The sequence below is a fragment of the Candidatus Palauibacter sp. genome (assembly GCF_965216145.1).
Lineage (GTDB): Bacteria > Gemmatimonadota > Gemmatimonadetes > Palauibacterales > Palauibacteraceae > Palauibacter.
Window position 1 is genome coordinate 1,867,537 of the sequence record NZ_OZ244149.1, and the last position, 22,795, is coordinate 1,890,331.

The window sequence follows — 22,795 nt, forward strand, 5'->3', positions numbered from 1 at the left end:
TTTTCCTCTACCAATCCGTCAGAGGAAATCCCACGGGGTCGCGACGACGAGATCGAGTCCCCCGAAGTCCGTCACATTCCTCGTCGCCACCGACAGGTCGTGCGCCTTGGCCGTTCCCGCGATGAGCGCATCCCCCAGGTCGAGCGCACGTCCCTTCCGACGAGCCTCCGCACGAAAGCGCGCGGCCCAGGCGGCTGCCTCGGTGCCCACGGAAAGAATGCGATCTTCGTATCGCTGAATGAACTCCGACAACACGTTTCGTAACGTGTCTCGCCGCCTTCCGTGGGGCAGGACGAGCAGGCCGAATTCCAGTTCGTGCAACACGAGAGTCGACAACCAGAGGTCGTCTCGTGCGGCGAGGAACGCGACCACCGGCGGGGCGGGAGTCGGCCTCGTCAGCTCCGAGATCACGTTGGTGTCCAGTAGGACGCCATTCACTCGCCGTCGTCCGAAGCGAAGGGGATCTCTCGCCGCGACCCTCGCTCCCGGGGGATATCGAGGTTCAGTCCGCGAGGCACGTTGTCGACCAGCCATCGACCGAGGGGCTCGCGGCCGGGAGCCTTCTCACGCCACATGCGTTCGGACACGACGACGAAGGCCCTTCGCACCCCGATGCGCTGCGGTCCCTGTTCATCGGCGAGCCGCAGAATTTCGGAAAGGCGAGCCTTCGCCTCGGCGACCGTCCATGTGCGGGCGAACCCGGGAGTGTCCACCGGCATGCCTCCTACCGTGGTGGTATTAGTCCAACATATACTAGTTCAATATGGATCAGTTCGCAGCTCAAGCCAACCGTAAGCCGCCGTCTTGCGGGCGGTCAACATCCGGCTGAGCTTCGGCTCGTGCGTTCGGAACCGCCGTTCCCCCAGCGACGGATGTGACCGATGGCAGCAGGAGCAGGCGACACCCGGCAGGCGATCCGGTATCAGCCCGACGAAACGCCGCCCTACCGGATCGCCATCGGACTCGCACTTCAGTACGTCGTCATCACCATCGCCGCCATCGTCATCACGGTGGCGATCGTGGTGCGGGCGGCGGGCGGCGCCGAATCCTACCTCGCCTGGGCGAGTTTCGCGGTGCTGCTCGTGAGCGGGGTGACGACAGCCGTCCAGGCCCGGCGCATCGGACGCGTCGGGGCGGGATACGTCCTCCTCATGGGCACATCGGGCGCGTTCATCGCCGCTTCCGTGACCGCGCTCGTCGAGGGCGGCCCCGGCCTCCTCGCGACGCTCGTCATCGCCTCATCGCTCTTCCAGTTCGGGCTCTCGTGGAAGCTTGCGCTCCTGAGGCGGATCATCACGCCCGTGGTCGCGGGCACCGTGATCATGCTGATCGCGGTGACGATCATGCCCCTCCTGTTCGACCTTCTGCGCCAGGTGCCCGAAGGCGCGAGCCCCTCGGCCGCGCCGGTGACGGCCGGCGTCACGATCCTCGCCACTATCCTCATCGTGCTGCGGGCCGGCGGCATGATGCGGCTGTGGGGGCCGGTGATCGGCATCGTCGTCGGGTGCGCGGCGGGGATCGCGTTCGGGATCTACGACTTCGGGCGCATCGCGGACGCGCCCTGGGTCGGACTCCCGAGCGGCGGGTGGCCGGGCTTCGACTTCTCCTTCGGCCCCGCCTTCTGGGCGCTGCTCCCGACGTTCGTGTTCGTCACGCTGGTGGGTGCGATCGAGACCGTGGGGGATGCCGTTGCGATTCAGCGCGTCTCGTGGCGCGAGAAGCGGGCGACGGACTTCGGAGCGGTGCAGGGGGCGGTCGCCGCCGATGGCCTGGGGAATCTCCTCTCCGGGCTCCTCGGTACCGTCCCCAACACGACCTACTCGACCAGCATCTCCCTCGCCGAGATCACCGGCGTCGCGGCCCGTCGCGTGGGAGTCTGCATCGGGGTCATCTTCTGCGTGCTCGCGTTCCTGCCGAAGGTCGCCGCGGTCGTGCTCGCCATCCCCGATCCCGTGCTCGCCGCCTACGGCCTCGTCCTCATCGCGATCCTGTTCGTCATCGGGATGCGGGTCGTGGTGCAGGACGGCATCGACTATCGGAAGGCCGCGATCGTCGGCGTGTCGTTCTGGGCCGGGGTCGGATTCCAGGAAGGGGCTTTCTTCACCGAGAACCTCGGTCCCCGTCTCGCCCCGCTGCTGGAGAACGGGATGACGGCCGGAGGGCTGGTGGCGATCCTCCTCACGGCCCTGCTCGAACTGACGGGGTCACGGCCGTTGCGCGTCGAGACGACGCTGAACGTGGAAGCCCTTCCCAACATCCGGAACTTCCTCGACAAATTCTCGATCCGCCGCAAGTGGCCCATGGAGATGAGCGACCGGCTGCTGCAGGCCGCGGAGGAGACGCTCCTCCTCCTGCTCGAGCAGGCCAAACAGGACGAGGACAGCGGGGACCGGCGCCTGCGCCTTCTCGCCAGGAAGTGGGGGCAAGGTGCGGAGCTGGAGTTCATCGCCGCGGGTGGCGAGGGGAACATCCAGGACCAGATCGCGGTGCTGGCCAGCCACGGTACGGCGGAGCCGCGGGAACACGAACTCTCGCTCCGGATTCTCCGGCACCTGGCCACATCCGTGAGGCACCAGAAATACCACGACGCCGACATCGTGACCCTGCACATCGAAGGTCCCACGCGGGGAGGATAGCCGTCCGCAAGATGCCGACTGCGTCGCGTGCGTGCGTCGCTGTGCTGGCGCTGCTCTCGCTGAACGCGTGCGAGGTGCCCGACGCCACTGCGGATTCACCTCTGAACTGGACCTTCACGCCGACGCTGCGGCTCGGGTCGACCTCGGGTCCGGACGCGCTTTACGGCGTGGACGAGCATTCGATCACGCTCGGTCCGGAGGGCAGCTTCGTTGTACTGGACAAGGGGAATTATCGCGTCCTCACATTCGATCCGAACGGGACTCTTGTCGGCGAATTCGGTTCGCAGGGAGAGGGACCCGCTGCGTTCGGCTATCCGGTCGCGATTCTCGGGCCCCGGAATGACACGATTCGCGTGCTCGACGGTCCATCGTCCAGCTACAAGGTCTTCGACTCTGGGGGGGAATTCCTCGGGCAGGAACCTGTCGACGCGATCTTCGAGTTGAGGAATCGGCAGAGGCTGGTCGAGGGGGGGACGGTGATCATGCGGGAAGTGGGCTATCGATCGGACGGGCCCACCGTAAGTGATCAGGTTCTCCTGGTCCGCGGCCAGGGAGACACGCTGGCCCTCGCGACGCTGGTGAAGCGTGCCCGGGGCGATCTTGCCGTGCCGGAGTGCGGAATCCTGTCGATTTCGGTTTCGCCGCTGTTCGATCCGGCCCTTGTCTGGGATGCGATGAGTGATGTGGTCGCGGTGAACAATCAGCCGGAGTACGTGATCCAGATCTTCGAGGGGGGGACGAGCAGCCGACTCCTGGAGCGACCCATCGAGGCGGTCGCCGTGAGCAGAGAGGATGCGCTGAGGAGGATCGGCGAGGGATCGACGGTGGGCCTCGTCGGGAGTGCACCCTGCCAGCTCGACCCGGTGGAAGAACTGGAAACGCGAGGGTTCGAGGAGCAGCGACAGGTGGTGTCGGCCATCAGGGTCGATGGCGATGGGTGGATCTGGGTCCGGCGGCACGCGGCTCCGCTATCCGAGCCGGATCGCTTCGTCACGGATGTGTTCGACCCGGATGGTCTGTATCAGGGCACGCTACCGGAGGCGGCCCCGTGGCCGGCGACGTTCACGGCGGACGGCCGGGTCGTCGCTCTGGAGACCGACGAGTTGGGCATTCAGAGCTTCGTCGTGTACTCCGTCGGCCGAACGGGGGCGTAGGCCAGCCTGGCCGACCATCGCCGAGGCTAGCGGCTCGAGACCTGGTGGGTCGCTATGAGGGGAAGAGGTTGCTCGATCTGGCCGGGCACCTCGCAGACCGAGACCGACCCGCGCGCCCGAGAGATCAGGATCTCGCAAGCCTCCACGATCGGCGCCCCGAGGATGAGTAGAGGGCGCTCGGAGAGGCCGAGGGCCTCGAACATGGCGAGTTCGGCGACCAGGGCGTCGACTTCGGCGAAGCGGGTCGTACCGAGATCGAGCGAGGCCAGCCGTACGGGCGCCGCGGCGATCGTCGCGGACCCGATGCCGCGAGGCAGGAGGTGGAAGGGGTCGCCCGTGAGTTCGACCCCGGCCAGCAGCGCCGCAGCCGTGTTGAGGACGGTGTACGGGGCGCCCGTGTCCAGGATCGCCTCCATCTCCCGTCCGTTGACCCGGACCGTGAAATGGACGAGCGAGCGTCCGAGATCGTCCATGGAGATCGGCGGTCCCAGATCCTCCCCGGCGACGGCCCGCCCCGGCTCGTAGAGGCGGATCTCTCTCCCCGGGCCGTCGATGCGGACGTCGTAGCGCTCGAAGAGGTGGGTGCCGATGACGCCGTCATAGCGGACCCCGGCCGCGTCGGTGACGAAGTCGTCGTCCACGATGATTCGGTGGCCGCGCCGGGCGCTCGCGTTCCCGAAGTGGATGTCGGGTCCGCGCACCAGCCACGCCGACTCGCTGCCGCTCCCGCCGTGCAGGCGGGTCAACCCGACGCGCGGCAGGTCGAGGTGACGCGCCACCGCGTGGGTGAGTCCGTGCTGGTTCGCGCCCGTGTCGAAGACGAGCCGCAGGGGACCGCGGGAGGACTTTCCCTCGATCGTGAACCAGCCGTTCTGAAACCCGAGCGGGATGGTGGCGACGAGCGCTTCGTCCGCCGTGGTAGCGACGGCCCCCTCCGGTGCGCCCCGATGCTGCGCGAACGCCGCCGACATCGCCGCCGACATCGGCGAGGTCACGGCCGCAGCCAGTCGTTGCATCTATGTGACACGCCAGATTGGCAGAAACGGTGCCCGTTGTCATGTAACAATCCCCGGCCTCGGGTCGGATCAGGTCAGGTCAGGGAACGAAGCCCTCGGCGGTGGCGAGCAGACGGCCGCGGTCGAGGAGCTGCCCGCCGAGGATCACGGCGTGGACGCGGCGCGCGTTGGCAATGTCCTCGAGTGGACTGGCGTCGAACAGGACGATGTCGGCCAGCTTGCCGTGCGTCAGCGTGCCCCGATCCGTGAGGCGGAGCGCCTCGGCGCCCGCCCGGGTCGCGGCGATCAGCGTCTCCGCCGGCGTCATGCCGGCCTCCACGTGGGTCTCCATCTCGCGCTGGTACGCGAGTCCGGGCGGAGCGTTCGCGACGAGGCCGTGCGATCCCATGGTGACGGGCCCTCCAGCGTGTGCGTAGCGCACCGTGAAGGCGGCCATGTTGCGCATCGCGGCCCACTGCACCTCGCGGCCCTCCTCGCTGAACTCCGGTTCGAACACGGCCAGCGTGCCGTCGAGATTCACGTTGCGCCCGAGCATGAGTTCGATGAGCGCGTCGGCGCGCGGTCCGGCGGGATCCAGCGCCGCCCACAGCGCCAGGCCGCCCTCGCCGCGGTGGATGCTCTCGCGCAGCACCGCCTGCCGGAACTCCTCCGCCTGCTTGGGCGGGACGAGCGCCCGCCCCACCGACCTCGTGTGTTCGATCCCGTCCAGCCCCAGCCGGATCGCCGCCGTGGGGTCGACGATCTCGAGGTGGCCGTGGACGGGCACGTTGCGGCGGTCCGCTTCCTCGATGATGGCCGCGACCTGCGAGACCGAGAGCCGGAAATACACCTTCAGCGATGTCGCCCCCGCGTCCATGAGTTCGTTGGCGGCCAGCCGCGCGTCCATGTCATCGAGGAGAACCCGGGAGATGGTGGGATAGGCCGTATCCCGCCCGTCGAGAATGGGGCCGGAATAAAGGAGGCGCGGCGCCGGGAGCCCCTGCGCGCGCACGGAGGCGAGCCAGTCCTCGTTGTCCGAAATCCACTGCCCCATCTCGCGTTGGGTCGTGACGCCGTTGGCCAGGAAGAAAAGCGGAAGCTCAGGATTCGCGTCGGTCCCCGTCCCGTCGATCGAGGCGTGCGGGCCGGGAGAGTAGTGGAAGTGGAGGTCGATGAATCCCGGCGTGAGGAACTTGCCCGTGGCGTCGATACGCTCGGCTCCGGCGGGGATCTCGACCTGCCCCGCGGGCCCGATCCGCTCGATGCGGTCGCCCCGCACGAGTACCGTCGCGTTCTCGTGGAGGGCCCCCGTACCATCAAAGACCGTCCCCCCCTCGATCGCGAGCCAACGATCCTGGGCCGCGAGGGGAGCGAGTCCGGCCGACATCCAGCAAAGAACGAACGAAACCCTGGCAGCACGCACGGCGAGACTCCTCTGATCCGGGGCGGTTTCCTGTTCGGCGCGGGTCTTTCCGGCCCCGACGCCCGGATCTACGCTGAGAAAGATCCCGGTTCGACACAAGGAGGGCGCGATGGGCAGGGAAGTGCGCAAGGGAGTACGCGAAGGAGCGTGGATCCTCGCGGTGGCAGCGATCCTCTGCTTCGGAGGAGGGGACGCCGCCGCACAGGAGCGCGACGCGCTATCGGACGAGGTCCGGTCCTACCTGAGCGTCTCGGCTCCGGTCGTGGCGCTCGAGAACGTGCTCCTCTTCGACGGCACCGGCGGTCCCGCACATGCGGGGCAGACGATCGTCATCCGCGGGAATCGGATCGAGAGCGTCGGCGCCTCGGGCGAAGTCGACATCCCGTCCGGCGCCGAGCGCCTTGACCTCGCGGGCCACTCGGTCATGCCCGGCATGGTCGGCCTCCACAACCACATGTTCTACTACCAGTCCACGCCGCGGACGTCGCAGATGCAATACTCGGGACCACGACTCTATCTCGGGGCCGGGGTCACCACCGTGCGGACGACCGGGAGCATCTCCCCGTACCAGGATATTTCGCTCAAGGGCGCCATCGAGCGGGGCGAGACGCCGGGTCCCCGGATTCTCATCACCGCCCCGTACGTCATCAGTCCGGGCCCCGACGAGCGGCTTCGGGATCTGGGGATGTACGCGATCCGGGACGAGGAGGCGGCCAGGCGATACGTGCGCTACTGGGCCGCGGAGGGGGCCGAGTGGATCAAGGCCTACACGCAGATCACCCGCGAGGCGCTCGGCACGATCATCGACGAGGCGCACAAGCAGGGGATGAAGGTGACGGCGCACCTGTGCTCGGTGGGCTTCCGCGAAGCCACCGCGATGGGGATCGACAACCTGGAGCACGGTCTGTGGGCCAACTCCGAGTACGACACGACCCGCGAAGCGGATCGGTGCAGCCCGAACTACCAGCGAAGCGTGGCGGAACTGGACATGGAAGACCCCCGGGTGGCGGAGACGATCGGCGACATGGTCGGCGCGGGCGTCGCCATGACCTCGACGCTCGCCGTCGCCGAACAGGCCACGCCCCTCGTGCCGGACCTCACGGACCGCGACCTCGAGGCGCTCCCCGACCACGTCGTGGAGGCGGAGATGGAGCGCCGGACGATCTTCCGGACCACGGAACTGCCGTGGATGATCGACCTGTTCGAGAACATGCTCGAGTTCGAGCGCGCCTTCGTGGAGGCGGGCGGGGTGCTGGCGGCCGGCGTCGATCCGGCCTGGGGCGCGCTGCCCGGCTACGGCGACCAGCGCAACTTCGAGATCCTCGTGGAGGCGGGGTTCGAGCCGGCGACCGCCGTCCGGATCGTGAGTGCGAACGGGGCGAGCGTGCTGGGTCTCGCTGACGAACTGGGGACGGTCGTCCCGGGGAAACTCGCCGACCTCATCGTGATCGAGGGCGACATCGAACTCAGGCCCTCGGACATCCGCAACGTGCGCCTCGTCTTCAAGGACGGTCTCGGCTACGACCCCGACAAGCTGACCGCCGCCGTCGCCGGCCAGGTCGGCGTCCGCTGATTTCCGGGCGTCATCGCGCGAGCGTGGCCGCCAGATCGCCGGCCTGTGAGACCGGGAGGACCGAGATCCGGTCGTCGAGCGCGTAAGCTGCCTCTCCCGGATAGACGATCCACAGGTGCGCGAGGCCGAGATCTTCCAGCGCGACGCGCATGGACCGCGTGGTGCCGGGCGCATCCGCGAACTTGCACTCGAAGCCGTACCTCTTCCCCTCACGGAAGACGAGCAGGTCCAGTTCGGCCCCCCCGTGCGTCGCCCAGAAATACGCGTCCCGCGTCGCGAGACCGGCGAGCAGTTGTTCCACTGCGAACCCTTCGAAGGACGCGCCCACCTTGTGGTGACCCGTGAGTTCCCTCTCGCCGGACAGTCCGAGCAACTCGTGCAGGAGTCCGGTGTCGCGCAAATACACTTTCGGCGCCTTCACCTGCCGCTTCTTCAGGTTCTCGAACCACGGCGGGAGCGCACGCACCATGAAGGCGCCTGTGAGGATGTCGAGATACCTGCGCGCCGTGCCTTCGCTGGTGCCCAGGGCGCGGGCAAACTCCGCTCCGTTCCACATCTGTCCGTGGCAATGGGCGATCATGGTCCAGAATCGCCTCAGTCGTTCGGCCGGAATCGTGATCCCGAACTGCGGGATGTCCCGTTCGAGGAAGGTGCGTATGAAGCTCCGCCGCCACAGGATCGACCGACGGTCGTCGCGGGCCAGGTAGGAACGCGGGAAGCCGCCACGCGTCCAGAGCTTCCGCCACCCCGCTGCATCCACTTCTCCAAGATGGAATCCTCCCAGATCGACGAGCCCGACGCGGCCCGCGAGCGATTCCGAGACACCCTTGACCATCCGGGGAGAAGCGCTGCCGAGTAGCAGGAACTGCGCGCGACTCTCGGGCCGGTCCACAAGCACCCGAACCGTCTCGAACAGGGACGGTGCGCGCTGAATCTCGTCGATGACGATCAGTCCCTGGAGGGAGGAGAGCGTCTGTTCGGGCGTGGTCAGACGGCGACGGTCGACCGCAGCCTCGAGATCGAAATACGTACTCGCAGCGTCGTCGGCCGCGATCCGACCAGCCAGGGTCGATTTTCCACATTGGCGCGGACCGGTGAGCGCGACGCAGGGGTGCACCGAGAATTCTTCCCGGATGCGACGTGTCGGTATCGGTCGTTCGATGAACATGTCATACAATAATACTTGATAATCCGCCGTTCAATCACCGATTTTCACGAAAGTACGCGAGAGGGTCGCGGCTGAAACGTTGCGAGGCTTTGCCTCTGCCCCGTGGGTGTCACAACGGGCATGGTCGCCGCCGCCCGCCAGAGCAACGGCGCGAGATCTTGAGTAGTCATGGGCGTGTCGGTGCCCCTGTGTCGGCCTATGCCAATTGAAAATCTGATTTTGAATTGGCATAAGGCTTCACAGGGACTTCCAGTAAACCACCGCCACGACGGTTCACCAACGTCCTTGTTACGCACAGCTAGCGTCGCGTCCCAGAGATAGCCGTACATAGTCTCTGGATCTTCTGTAGGATGGAATCCGCTCGAGACCGAGCCTCCCGACGGCAGCACGCACTGGAGTTGCCGTTCCATGGCTCCGGAAGCATGGTGATCGGTATCCAGAGGCCCGACAGCATGGCCATGGGCAGGAAGACGAGGTTCGTGATCGCCACGCCCGCTCGCCCGGTCGACCACGCCCCGATCGCCAGACCCAGGGCGCAGTATGGAATCACGCCCGCGAGCAGGACCCCGGCCAGCGCGAACCATTGCCATCGGTACAACGCCACGCCGGCCCCGTGGGCGCCCACGAGGAAGATCCCGATGACGACGACCGCCCCGAACGCGATCGCCGTCGACACCTTGGCGAAGAAGTAGGCCGACACGGGCATGGGCGTCGTGCGCTTGAGGATGAGGACGCCGGACTCGCGCTCGAGGGCGAGTCCGGCGCCGAAGCCGAACATGGCGGGTCCCATGACCCCGAACACGCCGTAGGTCGCCAGCAGGTAGGTGGGCGTGGCGGCGGAGGCACCGCCTCCGCTCATGACGACGCCGAAGAACAGGTAGAACATGAGGGGGAAGAGAAGCGTCGGGATCGCAAACATCGGCTCCCGGAGCACGCCCAGGAACTGATACCGAGCCTCCAGCAGCCAGATCCGCCAACGCATCATCCGTCGGCCCCCGCCGGCCGGGGTTCCCGGGTCAGGGCGAGGAACGCCTCCTCGAGGCCGGCGCCGGTCACGGTCAAGTCGCCCAGGTCGGGGTCGAGGTTGAGGAGTTCCCGGACCAGTGCCTCGGGGCGCGAGGTCAGGACCTCCAGATGCCGTCCCCTCATCTCGACCCGCACGACGCCCGGCAGCAGGGCCGCCCGCTCGGGGCCGACGCGCGTGACGCCACGCACCAGGCGAGCCGCCGTGCGCGCCCTGATCGACGCCGGGGTCCCCTCCGCGATCACGCGACCGCGGTGAAGGACGACGATCCGGTCCGCGAGGGCGTCCGCTTCCTCGAGGTAGTGCGTCGTGAGTACGGCCGTTCGTCCGGCCTCGCCGAGCCGGCGGATTTCCTCCCACAGTCCCCGGCGCGCTTCGACGTCCAGGCCCGCGGTCGGTTCATCCAGGAACACCAGTTCGGGGTCGCCGCACAGTGCCAGGGCGAACATGAGGCGCTGCTTCTGCCCGCCGGACAGCTTGCCGAACCTCCGTCTCTCCACTTCTTCGAGCCCGGCCATGGCGAGCAGGCGCGATGCGGGGAGAGGGGTGGGGTAGTAGGCGCGGAAGAGGTCGAGGTGTTCGCCCACGCTGAGCGTATTCGGCACGCCGGAGATCTGGAGCATGGCGCCTCGCCGCGACCGAACCTCCCGCGCGCCGGGGCTCCGCCCGAACACCGTCGCCCGCCCGGCCTGCACCGGCAGGCTCCCGAGCAGAAGGCTGATTGCGGTGGTCTTTCCCGCCCCGTTCGGTCCCAGCACCGCAAGCACCTCGCCCGGGCGCACCTCGAGGTCCACTCCGTCCAGAGCGAGAACCGTTCCGTATCGATGGGTCACGCCGGAGAGGCGCGCGACGCCGGCTTCGGACATCAGAAATCCCCCGTGAACCCCTTGAAACTTGATCCCCCGGCCCGACAGGGTCTACGTGGCGGGCACCCGGAGGTTTCGAAGTTCGCTGCTACGCTCGGACGGGCAGGAACTGCTGCATCATGCGGACAGGCGCGCTGTAGCTGTCGCCCTCCTTCTCGAGCAGGTCGTTTGCCAGCAGCCAGTTGAGATCCCGGGTGAGGGTCTTGGTGGTCTTTGTGGAGTAAAGACGTGCGAGGACGGGAGCGAGATCAGGGATGTCGCGCTTCCTCGCCGCCTCCGCGTGCCGGCCCAGAACGAGGACCACTTCCCGGCGCCGATTCATGGCAGGTGAACGGGGATGGAGCCGGAACCTCCAATAGACGTAGTGTTCCCATGCCAGCCATGACTGCACCCCTTCCACGTACGTGCACTGTTCTTCGAGGCCGTCCAGAAAACCGCGAAGCGAATAGGCGATGAACCCGAGTGCATCCCCACGGCCGCCGTTGGCGCGACTCGAACGGTCCAACTGCCGGTAGTAGTCCGCGCGCGTGAGATTGTAGTGGTTGCTGAGGAGATGGGTGGCGGGAGAGGGCACGCCGGCGCGCGCCAGGATGAGGAACTCCGTGAACCGTGCCGTACGGCCGTTCCCATCGCCGAAGGGATGGATCCAGGCGATGTACAGGTGTGCGAGGATCGCACGCAGGAGCGCCACGGCGACCGCACTGCCCAGATGTTCCTCGAGGTCCGGCCAGGCCGCGTCTTCCTCCAGCCATTCGCACAGCCGTTCGAGCAGAAACCGGCAGTCCTCCCGCGGAGCTCCCGAGTATCTTGCAACCCCGACGGAGAACGTGGGCACCTCCCCCGGGACGACTCCTTCCTCCAGGTGCTCCTCCAATCCCGCGAGGACGAGGCGGTTGGCCTCGCGAATCCAGTCCGGAGTAATGCGTATTGGGTCGCCGGCTATGACCTGCCCGAAAATGTCTTCGCAGGCTCCCAGGATGTTGTCGACTTCCCGACCCAGGTACTCCTGTGATATCGGAAGTTCGAGTTGTCCCTCGAGTCTGTCCCGAACCTGCGCTTCGCTCAGGGTGTTACCCTCGATCGCCGTGGTGGCCCGGGCACCCTTGATCAGATAGAGCTTGTGCATCTCGGTCGCAGCGGCAGGGGGCAGGACGGCCCGGGCGACCTGCTCGCAGCGAGCCGCCGCCTGGCCGAGCAGGGACCACAGCTGCGGCGTGGCCCTCGCGAGGCCCGGGCGGAAACGGATCCACGGGTGACTCCGCTCGTACGCGCGTTCATCCATCATCATGTCCACGTGCCGACGCCACTGATATTATGTACCAAGATTTGTCCATCGATATGTCCTAAATATGCGTCTCGCCGCGGATCGTTCGCAAACGATCGATTCGGCGAGTCTTACCGTTCCTCGCTGGGAGGATCAGGACTCATTAATCAGAGGTCCATGACCCGTTCGATGTCCCGAGGGATAGGCTCGGCCTTCGTGAGGAAGGAGATGGAGAGGAAGAGGACGAGTGAAACCAGAAGCGCCCCGGCGCCGTGGTCGACCCCGTACGGGAGACGGATCCCGCCCAACCGGAGTCCGAAGTTGACGAACAGACTGCTCGCGATGGCGACGTTCGCCGCGAGGGCGTTGGCCCGCTTCCAGTTCAGTCCGATCGCGATGACCGGGACGAGACCCGCCGCGAACGTCCCCCAGCCGAAGGCGCCGAGCAGGGCCACGAGGTCGCCTGAGTAGAGCGCGACAACAGCGGCCGCGAGCGCGAGCAGCGCGGTGATGATGCGGGCCCAGGCGAGTTCGTTCCCGAGTGAGCGCCCCCGGATCGCGATGGGGAGGTCGTGCATGACGGCGGCGGCGCCGATGTTCAGGAACGCGTCCGCGGTGGACATGATGGCGGCGAGCAGCGCGGCGAAGACGACGCCGGCGAGAAGGGGGTGCGTGAAGGTCTGCAGGAACTCCGGCGAGGCGGCATCCGGGGTCGCGAGCGCCGGGTGGCCCCCGGTAATCACCAGCGCGCGCATCGCGAAGCCGATCCCGATCCACAGCAGCGCCGCGACGCTGTAGGCGAGGACGCCGAGTGGTATCACGAAGCGCATTTCCTTCACGCGCCGGAGCATCATGAACTTGGTAATGATGTGCGGCTGTCCGGCCACGCCGATGCCGAACACGAAGAACCAGGCGAGCGCGCCCATGATGCCGATCGTTCCCCAGGGGCCGCCCGCCGCCCGGTCGTCCGCCGCCACGATCCGGCTGATCTCGGCCATCCCGCCTTCGAACGTCCCCAGCACCGTGATGAAGACGAGGACGGAGGCGACGATCATGATCGCGCCCTGGATCACGTCGGTATAGACCGAGGCCACGATGCCCCCGGTGACCGAGTAGAAGATGAGGACGGAGCAGGAAATCGCGACGCAGAGGGCCAGACTCGGGTTCTCCAGTACTCCCGCGTCCGCCAACACGCCCTGCAGCACGATCGACATGGCCAGGATCTGCGTCGCGAGGTAGCCCAGCACGCCGAGCAGGATCACGATGGCCACGGAGGCGCGCACCGACTGTGCGCCATAGCGGGCCGCGGCCACGTCCGGCAGCGATACGCATTCACGAAGCTCCGCCACCATTCGAATACGCTTCGCCACCAGGTTGAGCACGATGATGTTGGAGATGACGATCGTACCGAGAATCCAGATTGAACTCGTCCCCATCGAGTACATGAGCCCAGGGCCGCCCACGAACCCGAACCCGCTCATGGTGCTCGAGAAGATCGCGAAGGCGGTGACGAAGGTCCCCAGCCGGCGCCCCGCCACGAAGAAATCGCTCGTCGACTTTGTGCGTCGAAACGACCAGAGTCCGACAGCGACGCAGATCGCCAGGTATGCGATCACCGCGAGCAGCGTGATCAGGGCGCGATTCGCCTCCACCGGCCGCTAGTCCTCACCGTCGCGGGAGGGATGAGATTGACCCCCCGTCTCCGCGACGATCTCGTCGAAGCGGGCCTGCTCCTCGGGGCCGAAGTAGGCGTCCTCGAACTTCCAGGTGATCGCGAGAAGCGGAATCCACGGCGCAAGCGAGAGCCCGTACACCAGCAGGGATGTCGGCGCGGTGAACCCCAGGACGATCGTAGTGTCCCCCGCGACGTAGGCGCCGAAACTCCACATGAGGATGACGAAGACGAGGATGTAGCCCACCGTCCACGCGGACACCGCCCGGTGGATCCAGTGTCCCGCCCGGAACCCGATCAGCATCGCGACCCACATGGTGCCGAGCATGACGATGCCGGCGACGTATGCCGCCCAAACGGGGGCGCCCAGTTCGCCCGCGTCGATCCCCACCTGCATGGGGCCGAACTCGGGGTGGGGGAGCGGTACGTTCCGGCCGGCCCCGGTCACGACCGCGATCAGAAGCAGGCCGAGCAGGACGGAGCAAAGCGCGAGGAGCAGCGCCATCAGGCGGTTCATGTGAGCTGCGTCGCGGATCCGGATCCCCCTTGGTTCGGGAAGCGCCGAAGTTGCCACGCCGTGAGCCGCGGCGCGAGACCGCTCCGCGCTGGACTTGAAGCGTCGGTGCTGTGAGTTTGGCGCTCCCCGATCGGGAAGCAGCGGGGAAGAACGCTTACTGCAACGTGCGGAGACGACATGACTGCACCAGCGCGGGTCGCGATCACGGGGGCCGCAGGCAATATCGGATACGCGCTCGCCTTCAGGATCGCGGCGGGCGACATGCTCGGGCCGGACCGGCCCGTCATCCTTCAACTCCTGGAGATCCCGCCCGCGCTCGACGCGCTGCGGGGGGTCGAGATGGAGCTTGCCGACTGCGCGTTCCCGCTCCTGCACGGGATCGTGGGCACGGCGGATGCGAACGAGGGGTTCGATGGTGCCGACCATGCCCTGCTCGTGGGCGCCAAGCCGCGGGGCCCGGGGATGGAGCGGGGCGATCTGCTGGCCGACAACGGGAGGATCTTCGGTCCGCAGGGGCGGGCGCTCAGCGACCACGCCTCGCGCGACGTGCGCGTCCTCGTGGTCGGGAATCCGGCGAACACGAACTGCCTCATCACCGCGGCCAACGCTCCGCGGCTCGACCGCCGCCAGTTCACCGCCATGACCAGGCTCGACCATAACCGGGCGATCAGCCAACTGGCCGAGAAGACGGGGGCGCACTCGACCGGGATCCGGCGCATGACGATCTGGGGGAACCACTCGGCCACCCAGTACCCCGACATCAGCCACTGCACGGTGGATGGCGCTCCGGCGGAGGACCTCGTGGACGCCGACTGGTATCGCGACGCCTTCATCCCGAGGGTGCAGAAGCGCGGCGCCGAGGTCATCCAGGCGCGCGGCGCCTCCTCGGCCGCCTCGGCGGCTTCCGCGGCGATCGGTCACATGAGGACCTGGGTGCAAGGCACGCCCGAGGGCGACTGGACGAGCATGGCCGTCCACGCGGACGGCCGCTACGGCGTGGCCGGCGGCGTGGTCTACTCACACCCGGTGACCTGTGCGGGCGGCGACTACTACGTCGTCGAGGGTCTCGAGATCAGCGACTTCAGCCGCGAGCGGATGAGCGTCACCGACGACGAGTTGCGGGAGGAGCGCGCAGCGGTCGCGGCGCTCCTCGGGTAACGGCCATGGAGTGGGTAGCCAGGGGTCTGACACCGATCCTGAACGTCTCGGACATCCAGGAGAGCTTCGCGTGGTTCGAGCGGTTGGGGTGGAAGAAGGGCTGGGAATGGGGTGATCCACCGGACTTCGGAGGCGTCACTTCCGGCGACTGCCAGATCTTCCTGGAGTAGCCTTTCTGTCCCGAAGAATCCGCGCCGCGGCTGCGGCGCCCGGGCGCCCGTTGAGCCCGCCACCCGGATGGGTACCGGCCCCGCACAGGTAGAGGCCCTCGACCGGCGTGCGGTAGCGCGCCCAGCCGCCAAGCGGACGTCCGAAGAAGACCTGGTCCAGCGTCATCTCGCCGTGGTGGATATTCCCCTCCGGGAGCGCGAAGCGGTCGGCGAGATCGGCGGGCGTGAGCATGTGCCGGTGCACGATCGCGCCCTCCAGATTGGGCGCGTACGCGGCCAGCGTCGCGACCACCGCGTCTCCCAGCGCCCCGCGCCGCGCGTCATCCCACGAGCCCTCGGCCAGCCGGAAGGGCGCGTACTGGGCCGAGACGGACAGGAGGTGACGGCCTTCCGGCGCCAGCGACGGATCGAGCGCGGTCGTGAGGACGGCGTCGAGGACGGGGTGTTCCGAGGGTTGCCCGTACTTCGCATCGTCGTACGCCCGCTCGATGTACTCGATACTCGGGGCGATCGTGATCGCCGCGCCGGCAAGCATGGCGGCCCGGGCCGCGTCGTCGCCGGTGCGCAGGCGCGGGGGCTCGCCCAGGGCGAGGTGCACCTTCGCGATGACCCCCCGATACTTGATGTTCTCGAGTGCGCGGGCGAACTCGGGCGCCAGTTCGCCGGGGTCGACGAGGCCGAGCAGGGTCCGGCCCGGGTCGGCGCTCGACACGACGCACGAGGCCGCGATCTCCTCGCCCCCGGCGAGCACGATGCCCGTCGCGTGCCCGTCCTCCACGCGGACCGAGGCCACCTCGTGGCCGAGGCGAATCCTCGCGCCCGCCGCCGCCGCGGCCCGCTGCAGGGCGTCTCCCAGCGCGCCCATCCCGCCGCGCACCTGCCGCCGACGCCGAACGACGCCGTCCGCGCCCACTCCGTGGTGCAGGAACATGTACCCGGTGCCCGAGGCCAGGGGCCCCTGGCAGATCCCCCGGACGCCGTCCACGGCGAGCGCTCCCTTCAGCGCCTCGCTCTCGAACCACTCGTAGAGCAGCTCCTCGACCGTCATCGGGATGAGGCGCATGAGTTCCAGGGCATCGGGCCGACCCACGCGGCCCAGTCGTGCCGCGAGGCGGAGAAGTTCCCACGGGTTCCCGCGCTCCGTCCCCGCCAGCCGGGGCGGCAGGGTCCGGTACAGCAGGGCCAGCACCCGGCTCGCCCGCGACATGGCCTCCAGGAAATCGGGCCAGCGCCCCGCGTCGCGCGCCGAGAAGCGCCGAACCCGTTCGGCCGTGCGGACCGGATCCCGCTCCAGGAGGAGCGCCCCGCCCTCCGGCTGTGCCGACACGACGCACGGGTCCGGGGACATGATCTCCAGCCCGGCGCCCGCGAGGCCCAGGTCCGCCGCGACGCCCGGGTCGAACGCGGTCAGGCTGTGCGCCCCGGTGTCGACGCGGTATCCGGGCCACACTTCCTCCGTGGCGGCGCAGCCTCCCGCGGCCTCGTGTCGCTCGACGACGACCACGCGCAGACCGGCCCGCGCCAGGTACGCGGCGGCCACGAGCCCGTTGTGCCCGGCTCCGATGACGGCGGCGTCGTAGCCGCTCACCGACGCCTCCGCCGCAGGTCCCGCAGGATCTCGATTGCGGCGAGCCGTCCCGACGCGCCGCACACCCCGCCGCCCGGATGGGTGCCTGAGCCGCACTGGTAGAAGCCGCGTACGGGCGTCCGATAGTCGGCCCACGCGGGAGAAGGACGGAAGAAGAAGAGCTGCTGCGGCGTCAGCTCGCCGTGGAAGATGTTCCCTTCGGTGAGGCCCAGTTGCTCCTGCATGTCCAGCGGCGTGAGCACCTGCCGGTGGAGGATGGACTCCCTCAGGTTCGGCACGTATTCCGACAGCGTGTCCACGACGGCGTCCCCGAACGCCTCCCGCTTCGCGTCGTCCCAGCCGCCTGCGATATCGAACGCGGCGTACTGGACGAAGATGGACATCACGTGCCGCCCCGGCGGCGCCATGCCCGGATCGATCATCGACGGGATCACGATGTCCATGTAGGGCCGTTGCGAGAACCCGCCGTACTTGGCGTCGTCGAAAGCGCGCTCGAGGTAGTCGACGCTCGGGCTGATCGAGAAGGCGCCCCGAAGGTGTGGTCCGTCGCCCGGCAGACAGGCGAACTCCGGCCGCTCCGCCAGAGAGAGGTTGACCTTGCCGGAAGAGCCGCGGATCCGGAACCGCCGGATCGCCTCCACGAGGTCGCCGGGCAGATCGTCCGGATCGAGCAGCCCGAGGAAGGTCCGCTTCGGGTCGACGCCCGACACGACGGTCTTCGCCCGCAACTCCTCGCCGTCCTCGAGGACGACCCCCGTAGCCCGCCCGTTCGTCGTGAGCACGCGGTCCACCGTCGCGCGGGTCCGGATCTCGGCTCCGTGGGATCTCGCCGCCGACGCGATCGACTCGCTCACCATCCCGTTCCCGCCCCTCGCGAACCCCCACGCCCGGAACACGCCATCGATTTCCCCCATGTAGTGATGGAGGAGGACGTACGCCGTTCCCGGCGACCGCGGCCCGAGGAAGGTACCGATGATCCCGCTCGCCGACATCGTCGCCTTGAGCGGGTCCGACTCGAACCACTCGTCCAGGTAGTCGGCCGCGCTCATCGTCCCCAGCTTGACGAGGGCGTGGAACTGCTGCTCGCCGAGGCCGCGCACATGCCGGCCCAGGGCGAGCAGCGTCCGCAGGTCGCGCGGTCCGGGCGATAGCGGGTTGGGGGGGACCATCCGCAGAAGGGGCTTCACCGCCCAGGCGAGCTGGTACATGAGCGTCGCGAAGTCGTCGTACGACTCGGCGTCTCGCGGAGAATGCCGGTACAGTTCGCGTCGCGTCTGGTCGTGGTCCGCCCAGCGCCCCAGGTAGTCCCCGTCGGGGAGCGGCGTGACCGTGCTCTCGAGCGGAAGGATCTCGAGTCCGTGCCGTGCCAGCTGGAGGTCGCGGATGATCTCGGGCCGGAGCAGGCTTACGACGTAGGAAGCGACCGAGTACTTGAACCCGGGGTAGATCTCCTCCGTCACCGCGGCTCCGCCGACCAGGTGCCGGCGCTCGAGCACCACGACGCGCAGCCCGGCCCGGGCGAGATAGGCCGCGTTGATGAGCCCGTTGTGTCCGCCCCCGACGACGATCGCGTCGTACCTGTTGGCGGCCGTCACGGGTTCGCCCGCTTCCGGTCGGGGTCGAAGAACGGGGTCCGCGCCACCGTGGCCCGCGCTCTGCGTCGCTGGTGCTCGACCGTCACCTCGATCTGGAGTTGGGTCCCGATGTCGGCGAAGTCCGCGCGCAAGTGCGCGAGTCCCAGATAGGTCTTGAGGGTCGGCGACCAGCCCCGGCTCGTGGCGTACCCGACCTGGCGCCCGCCGGCGTAGAGCGGAACGCTTTCCCGGAGCGTCATCCCCGGCAACTGGGGCGGCAGGCGCACCTCCGCGTACGCGTCCTCGAGCGACTCCCAGTCGAGCGTGATCCCGCGAAAGCGCCATGCGGGGGAGTAGGCCCGTTCGGCGCGGAGGGCCGCCCGGCCCACGAAGTTCGACGCCTCCAGCGCCACGGCCCAGCCCAGCCCGAGTTCGTACGGCGACGACTTCTGGTCCTCGATGATCGCGCGCTGCGCGGGTACGTAGTCGACGTTGACGAGCAGCAGACCGGCCTCGAGGCGCGCCATGTCGAGCGCCAACAGGCCCGCCGGAGCGAGGCCGAACGGTTCCCCCGCCGCAGTGAGCGCGTCCCAGAGCGCGATCGCGTCCTCGGCATCCACCCAGATCTCGTACCCGAGGTCGCCCGTGTACCCGGTGCGCGAGATCTCCGCGCGTATCCCGGCGACCCGCGCCGTCATGACGCGGAAATAGCGAAGTCCCGCCACGTCCGCGTCCGTGATCCGCTGGAGCAGATCCCGCGACAGCGGCCCCTGGAGCGCGAGCGCCCCCACCCGCTCCGTCTCCTCCTCGAGTTCGACATCGAGCCCCCGCGCGTTCTCGTGCAGCCACTTGAGCGTCGGCTCGGCCGAGGTGAGCCGGAAATCGGTCTCACCGAACCGCTGAAGCGTCCCGTCGTCCCGGACCTTGCCCACCCCGTCGCACCACGGAGTGTAGTACACCTGCCCCACCGCCTGACGCGCGACATCCCGCGTCACGACGCGGTTCGCGAGCGCTTCCGCCCCCGGGCCCGAGAGCCGGTACTTGTAGAGCGGCGAGACGTCGATGAGCGCGGCCGCCGAGCGGATGGCCTGGTATTCGTGCTCGTGCGTGGGCTCGTACGAACCCGCGGCGATGTGACCGGCCCAGCGTCGCCAATTCGCGGTCTGACAGAGGGGACCGGTCCGTTCGTGGAAGGGGGTCCCGCGCAGGACCCCCGACGCGGAGACTCTCAGTCCGGGAGCCGCAGCGCGACCAGTTCCCCGGGCACGCCCCGTCCCCCTACCGCCGTCACGATGTACTGTACCCCGTCGTGCATGTACGTCATCGGCACGCCGGTCTGGTGAGACGGAAGTTCGATCTCGGCCAGGATCTCGCCCGTCGCCTTGTCGTGCGCCCGCAGGAGCCCGGTGAGGTCCGCCGACATCGTCCCTCCGCCCGTCCCCGCGAACAGAAGCGTGCGCGTCGCGAGGAGTCCGGCCCGGCTCGGCCGCCCCGTCCTCGGGATCTCGACCCCCTCGAGCGCCGGATGCTCTTCGACAAACGACGGCGTGTGGTCGTTCGCGATCGTCCACACCTTCCGGCCCGTGTTCATGTCGAGCGCCGTGATCCGGCCCCACGGCGGCTTGATGAGCGGCAGCCCGCGCGGCCCGCCGACGCCGCGCGGCTGGCCGGCGATGTACCGCATGTTCGAGCGTTCGGGGTCGTTCACGAGGCCGATCACCGAGGGCCGTGTGGCCGACCCCACGAATAGTCGCTGCGTCTCCGGGTCGTACGCGGCCCCCGGCCAGTTCGCGCCGCCGAGACTGCCCGGCGTGATCAGGGTGCCCTGATTGCCGCCCTCCACGAGCACCGTGGGCGGCGTAAAGAGTTCGCCCAGCGTGAGGTTCTTCGCGATCTCCAGCGCCTCCGCCTTGAGTTCCGGCGTGAGATCGATGAGGTCGTCCTCCGTCGCGCCCTGCATGTCGAACGGCACCGGCAGCGTCGGGAAGGGCTGGGTCGGCGCGTACCACTCGCCCGGCACGTCACCCGCCGGTACCGGGCGCTCCTCGATCGGCCACACCGGCTCGCCCGTCACGCGGTCGAACACGTAGGTGAAGGATTGCTTCGTCACCTGCGCCACTGCCGCGATGTCTCGCCCGTCCACCGTGATGTCCATCAGGATCGGCGCGGCCGGCGGGTCGAAGTCCCAGATCCCGTGATGCACGGTCTGGTAATACCACAGGACCTCGCCGGTGCTCGCGTCCACGCACACGAGACTCTGCGAATAGAGGTTGTCGCCCGGACGATGTCCTCCGTAGTAGTCGCCGGTCCCCGCCTCCACCGGCAGGTAGACGTAGCCCAGTTCGAGGTCCGCGGTGAACGGCGTCCAGACCGCGGCGTTGCCCGTGTAGTCCCAGGACCCGTCCTCCCACGTCTCGTGCCCCGGGTCGCCCGGCTGCGGGATGGTGTGGAACATCCACAACTGTTCGCCCGTCCGCGCGTCGAACCCGCGCACGTGGCCCGGCGGCATCTCCTTGGTCGGAGGCCTTCCTCCCTGCGGAAGCGCAGCCCCGACAACGATCACATCCCCGACCACCACGGGCGGCGAACTCGACCCGATGCGGTCGTTCACGAGATCGACCTCCCGCCCGAGACCCAGCTTGAGGTCGACGATCCCGTCCTCTCCGAAGTCGGGGTCGGGGAGACCCGTATCCGCGTCCAGCGAGACCATGTGGTAGGCGGGGGTGATGAGCAGCACGCGCTTCTCGACCCCGTCGGTCCAGTAGCCGACGCCGCGGCCGGAGTTGCCGCGGGGAGCGTTGCGGCCGCGCTCCCCCTCGTCGAGCCGGTACATCCACAGCGTCTCGCCCGTCTCCGGATCGATCGCCACCGCCGCGCGCCGGAAGCCCGCCGTCGCGTAGAGCGTCCCGTTCGCGTACAGCGGCGTCACCCGGTAGTAGGCCTCGGGCGTGCCGCCGAAGTTCCGCGCCTGCCAGCGCCACGCGATGTCGAGGTCGCCCACGTTCGAGGCATCGATCTGATCGAGCGGGGCGTATCGCGTGGACCCCGCGTCCCCAGCCCAGTAGCGCCATTCCCCGTCCGCCGTCCCGGCCTGGGCCGCGGCGGATCCCGGAGCCGCCGGCAGCCCTGCGCCCAGCAGCGCGAGACCGGTCAGCAAGCCGGCATGTCTCTTCCTTCGGTTCATGCGTTTCACTCCGCGAGACTCGTGTACGGATTCCGCTGTACGGATCCCCCGCGACATCCCTCCCGGCCACCGACTACACTCCATCGCGAAGTTGCGGCGGGCAACCGTTTCGCCCAAACTCGACCGTCTTCCCCTCCGCCAACAACTAAACTGGAAGAGCGCCCGGAGACGCAAGATGTCACGAGGTTTTCTCGGGTCGATGATCGCCGCTACCGTGGTCTTGTCGTGCGGCGAGGAGGTGACCGGTCCCTCGGCCGAGCTGTGCGCGACGCGGCACGGGGCCGAGGTGTGCGTCAACCGGGCTGAGTACCAGAGGACGCAGCCGGTCACGTTCACGACCCGGAACGTTTCATCGCGTCCGATCTTCAAGGACGCCTGCTCGACCAAGCTCGTGGGCGTGACGAGTCTCTCGCGGGAGTTCGAGGAGGAGTACAACCCGCGGCTGCGCTGCGGCAGCGGAGCCACGGCGGCGGACGTGAGAGCGAACATGGTGAGACTCGAGTCCGGAGAGTCGTTCGAGGAGAGCCTGACGCTCACTACCTTCGCCTTCCAGGGTTACTACCGGGCCAACGTGTGGATCCTCGACGAACAGGGGGAACGGGTCGCCGAGACCCCCGCCTTCAGCGGGATCTTCAGAGTCTTCCCCGCGACCGGGGGATAGTCGGGTGCCGGGATCCCGCCGTCATCTGCTCCCGGCGATCCCCGTGCTCGGGGTCATGGTGGCCGCGGCCCTTCTGCCGCCTGCTTCGGCCACTGCCCGATCCTCGCCCCGTGTCTCCTCGCCACCTGTCCGTTCGTATGAGGCGCCACGGGCGGCGACTCCGCCTGC

At 68.3% G+C, this 22,795-nt stretch carries 20 protein-coding genes; 6 read left to right on the forward strand and 14 right to left on the reverse strand.

Annotated elements, in window-relative coordinates; genetic code table 11:
- Window positions 1–18 precede the first annotated feature (18 nt).
- Window positions 19–438 carry a PIN domain-containing protein gene (locus ACOOHF_RS08190; protein ID WP_420464128.1) on the reverse strand — a complete coding sequence of 140 codons (420 nt, stop codon included), beginning with the start codon at window positions 436–438 and terminating at the stop codon, window positions 19–21.
- On the reverse strand, window positions 435–713 hold the full coding sequence (locus ACOOHF_RS08195) for a type II toxin-antitoxin system prevent-host-death family antitoxin (protein WP_420464129.1): 279 nt from the start codon (window positions 711–713) through the stop codon (window positions 435–437). Before ACOOHF_RS08195 ends, ACOOHF_RS08190 begins: the two co-directional genes overlap by 4 nt.
- Before the next feature lie 168 nt (window positions 714–881).
- Here ACOOHF_RS08195 and ACOOHF_RS08200 point away from each other — a divergent pair, with 168 nt between their 5' ends.
- The gene (locus tag ACOOHF_RS08200) at window positions 882–2,636 is read left to right on the forward strand and encodes a uracil-xanthine permease family protein (protein WP_420464130.1); all 1,755 of its coding nucleotides are present in this window, start codon (window positions 882–884) and stop codon (window positions 2,634–2,636) included.
- 11 nt (window positions 2,637–2,647) lie between these two features.
- Window positions 2,648–3,790, forward strand: a complete 1,143-nt coding sequence (locus tag ACOOHF_RS08205) for a hypothetical protein (RefSeq protein WP_420464131.1) — start codon at window positions 2,648–2,650, stop codon at window positions 3,788–3,790.
- 26 nt (window positions 3,791–3,816) lie between these two features.
- Here ACOOHF_RS08205 and ACOOHF_RS08210 read toward each other — a convergent pair whose 3' ends face one another.
- Together ACOOHF_RS08210 and ACOOHF_RS08215 are read right to left on the reverse strand one after the other, a co-directional pair.
- Entirely contained in the window at window positions 3,817–4,806 is a 990-nt protein-coding gene (locus ACOOHF_RS08210) for an aspartyl protease family protein (protein WP_420464132.1), read from the reverse strand.
- Between the two features lie 79 nt (window positions 4,807–4,885).
- Complete coding sequence (locus ACOOHF_RS08215) at window positions 4,886–6,208, reverse strand: amidohydrolase family protein (RefSeq protein ID WP_420464133.1); 1,323 nt, start codon at window positions 6,206–6,208, stop codon at window positions 4,886–4,888.
- Between the two features lie 109 nt (window positions 6,209–6,317).
- On the opposite strand from ACOOHF_RS08215, the gene ACOOHF_RS08220 reads away from it, so the two are divergent.
- Window positions 6,318–7,781, forward strand: a complete 1,464-nt coding sequence (locus ACOOHF_RS08220; RefSeq protein WP_420464134.1) for an amidohydrolase family protein — start codon at window positions 6,318–6,320, stop codon at window positions 7,779–7,781.
- A 10-nt stretch (window positions 7,782–7,791) separates the two neighbouring features.
- Here ACOOHF_RS08220 and ACOOHF_RS08225 read toward each other — a convergent pair whose 3' ends face one another.
- The 6 genes from ACOOHF_RS08225 to ACOOHF_RS08250 all read right to left on the reverse strand — a co-directional run bounded on the left by ACOOHF_RS08225 (window position 7,792) and on the right by ACOOHF_RS08250 (window position 14,292).
- The gene (locus ACOOHF_RS08225; protein ID WP_420464135.1) at window positions 7,792–8,949 is read right to left on the reverse strand and encodes an ATP-binding protein; all 1,158 of its coding nucleotides are present in this window, start codon (window positions 8,947–8,949) and stop codon (window positions 7,792–7,794) included.
- 298 nt (window positions 8,950–9,247) lie between these two features.
- Window positions 9,248–9,931 carry an ABC transporter permease gene (locus ACOOHF_RS08230; RefSeq protein ID WP_420464136.1) on the reverse strand — a complete coding sequence of 228 codons (684 nt, stop codon included), beginning with the start codon at window positions 9,929–9,931 and terminating at the stop codon, window positions 9,248–9,250.
- Window positions 9,931–10,839: an ABC transporter ATP-binding protein gene (locus ACOOHF_RS08235; RefSeq protein WP_420464137.1), complete on the reverse strand. Its 909-nt coding sequence runs from the start codon at window positions 10,837–10,839 to the stop codon at window positions 9,931–9,933. The genes ACOOHF_RS08230 and ACOOHF_RS08235 overlap by 1 nt, the downstream gene beginning before the upstream one ends.
- Window positions 10,840–10,927: 88 nt before the next feature.
- Window positions 10,928–12,121 carry a Fic family protein gene (locus ACOOHF_RS08240; RefSeq protein WP_420464138.1) on the reverse strand — a complete coding sequence of 398 codons (1,194 nt, stop codon included), beginning with the start codon at window positions 12,119–12,121 and terminating at the stop codon, window positions 10,928–10,930.
- A 149-nt stretch (window positions 12,122–12,270) separates the two neighbouring features.
- Complete coding sequence (locus tag ACOOHF_RS08245; RefSeq protein ID WP_420464139.1) at window positions 12,271–13,755, reverse strand: sodium:solute symporter family transporter; 1,485 nt, start codon at window positions 13,753–13,755, stop codon at window positions 12,271–12,273.
- Window positions 13,756–13,761: 6 nt separating this feature from the next.
- A complete protein-coding gene (locus ACOOHF_RS08250; RefSeq protein ID WP_420464140.1) occupies window positions 13,762–14,292 on the reverse strand; it encodes a hypothetical protein in 531 nt (176 codons plus the stop codon).
- 177 nt (window positions 14,293–14,469) lie between these two features.
- Here ACOOHF_RS08250 and ACOOHF_RS08255 point away from each other — a divergent pair, with 177 nt between their 5' ends.
- Window positions 14,470–15,450, forward strand: coding sequence for a malate dehydrogenase (locus ACOOHF_RS08255; protein WP_420464141.1), 981 nt, complete (start codon window positions 14,470–14,472; stop codon window positions 15,448–15,450).
- A 5-nt stretch (window positions 15,451–15,455) separates the two neighbouring features.
- Window positions 15,456–15,620: a hypothetical protein gene (locus tag ACOOHF_RS08260; protein WP_420464142.1), complete on the forward strand. Its 165-nt coding sequence runs from the start codon at window positions 15,456–15,458 to the stop codon at window positions 15,618–15,620.
- On the opposite strand, the gene ACOOHF_RS08265 is transcribed toward ACOOHF_RS08260, so the two are convergent.
- Genes ACOOHF_RS08265 through ACOOHF_RS08280 form a run of 4 tightly spaced genes read right to left on the reverse strand, consistent with a single transcriptional unit; the run spans window position 15,586 to window position 21,966 of the window.
- Window positions 15,586–17,208 carry a phytoene desaturase family protein gene (locus tag ACOOHF_RS08265; protein WP_420464143.1) on the reverse strand — a complete coding sequence of 541 codons (1,623 nt, stop codon included), beginning with the start codon at window positions 17,206–17,208 and terminating at the stop codon, window positions 15,586–15,588. The genes ACOOHF_RS08260 and ACOOHF_RS08265 overlap by 35 nt on opposite strands.
- Window positions 17,205–18,803, reverse strand: a complete 1,599-nt coding sequence (locus tag ACOOHF_RS08270) for a phytoene desaturase family protein (protein ID WP_420464144.1) — start codon at window positions 18,801–18,803, stop codon at window positions 17,205–17,207. The genes ACOOHF_RS08265 and ACOOHF_RS08270 overlap by 4 nt, the downstream gene beginning before the upstream one ends.
- Entirely contained in the window at window positions 18,800–20,014 is a 1,215-nt protein-coding gene (locus ACOOHF_RS08275) for an aminomethyltransferase family protein (RefSeq protein WP_420464348.1), read from the reverse strand. Before ACOOHF_RS08275 ends, ACOOHF_RS08270 begins: the two co-directional genes overlap by 4 nt.
- Window positions 20,011–21,966 (reverse strand): PQQ-binding-like beta-propeller repeat protein, encoded by a 1,956-nt coding sequence (locus ACOOHF_RS08280; protein ID WP_420464145.1) that lies wholly within the window; start codon window positions 21,964–21,966, stop codon window positions 20,011–20,013. The genes ACOOHF_RS08275 and ACOOHF_RS08280 overlap by 4 nt, the downstream gene beginning before the upstream one ends.
- 175 nt (window positions 21,967–22,141) lie before the next feature.
- Between ACOOHF_RS08280 and ACOOHF_RS08285 the strand changes: the two genes are divergently transcribed.
- Entirely contained in the window at window positions 22,142–22,627 is a 486-nt protein-coding gene (locus ACOOHF_RS08285; RefSeq protein WP_420464146.1) for a hypothetical protein, read from the forward strand.
- Window positions 22,628–22,795 lie beyond the last annotated feature (168 nt).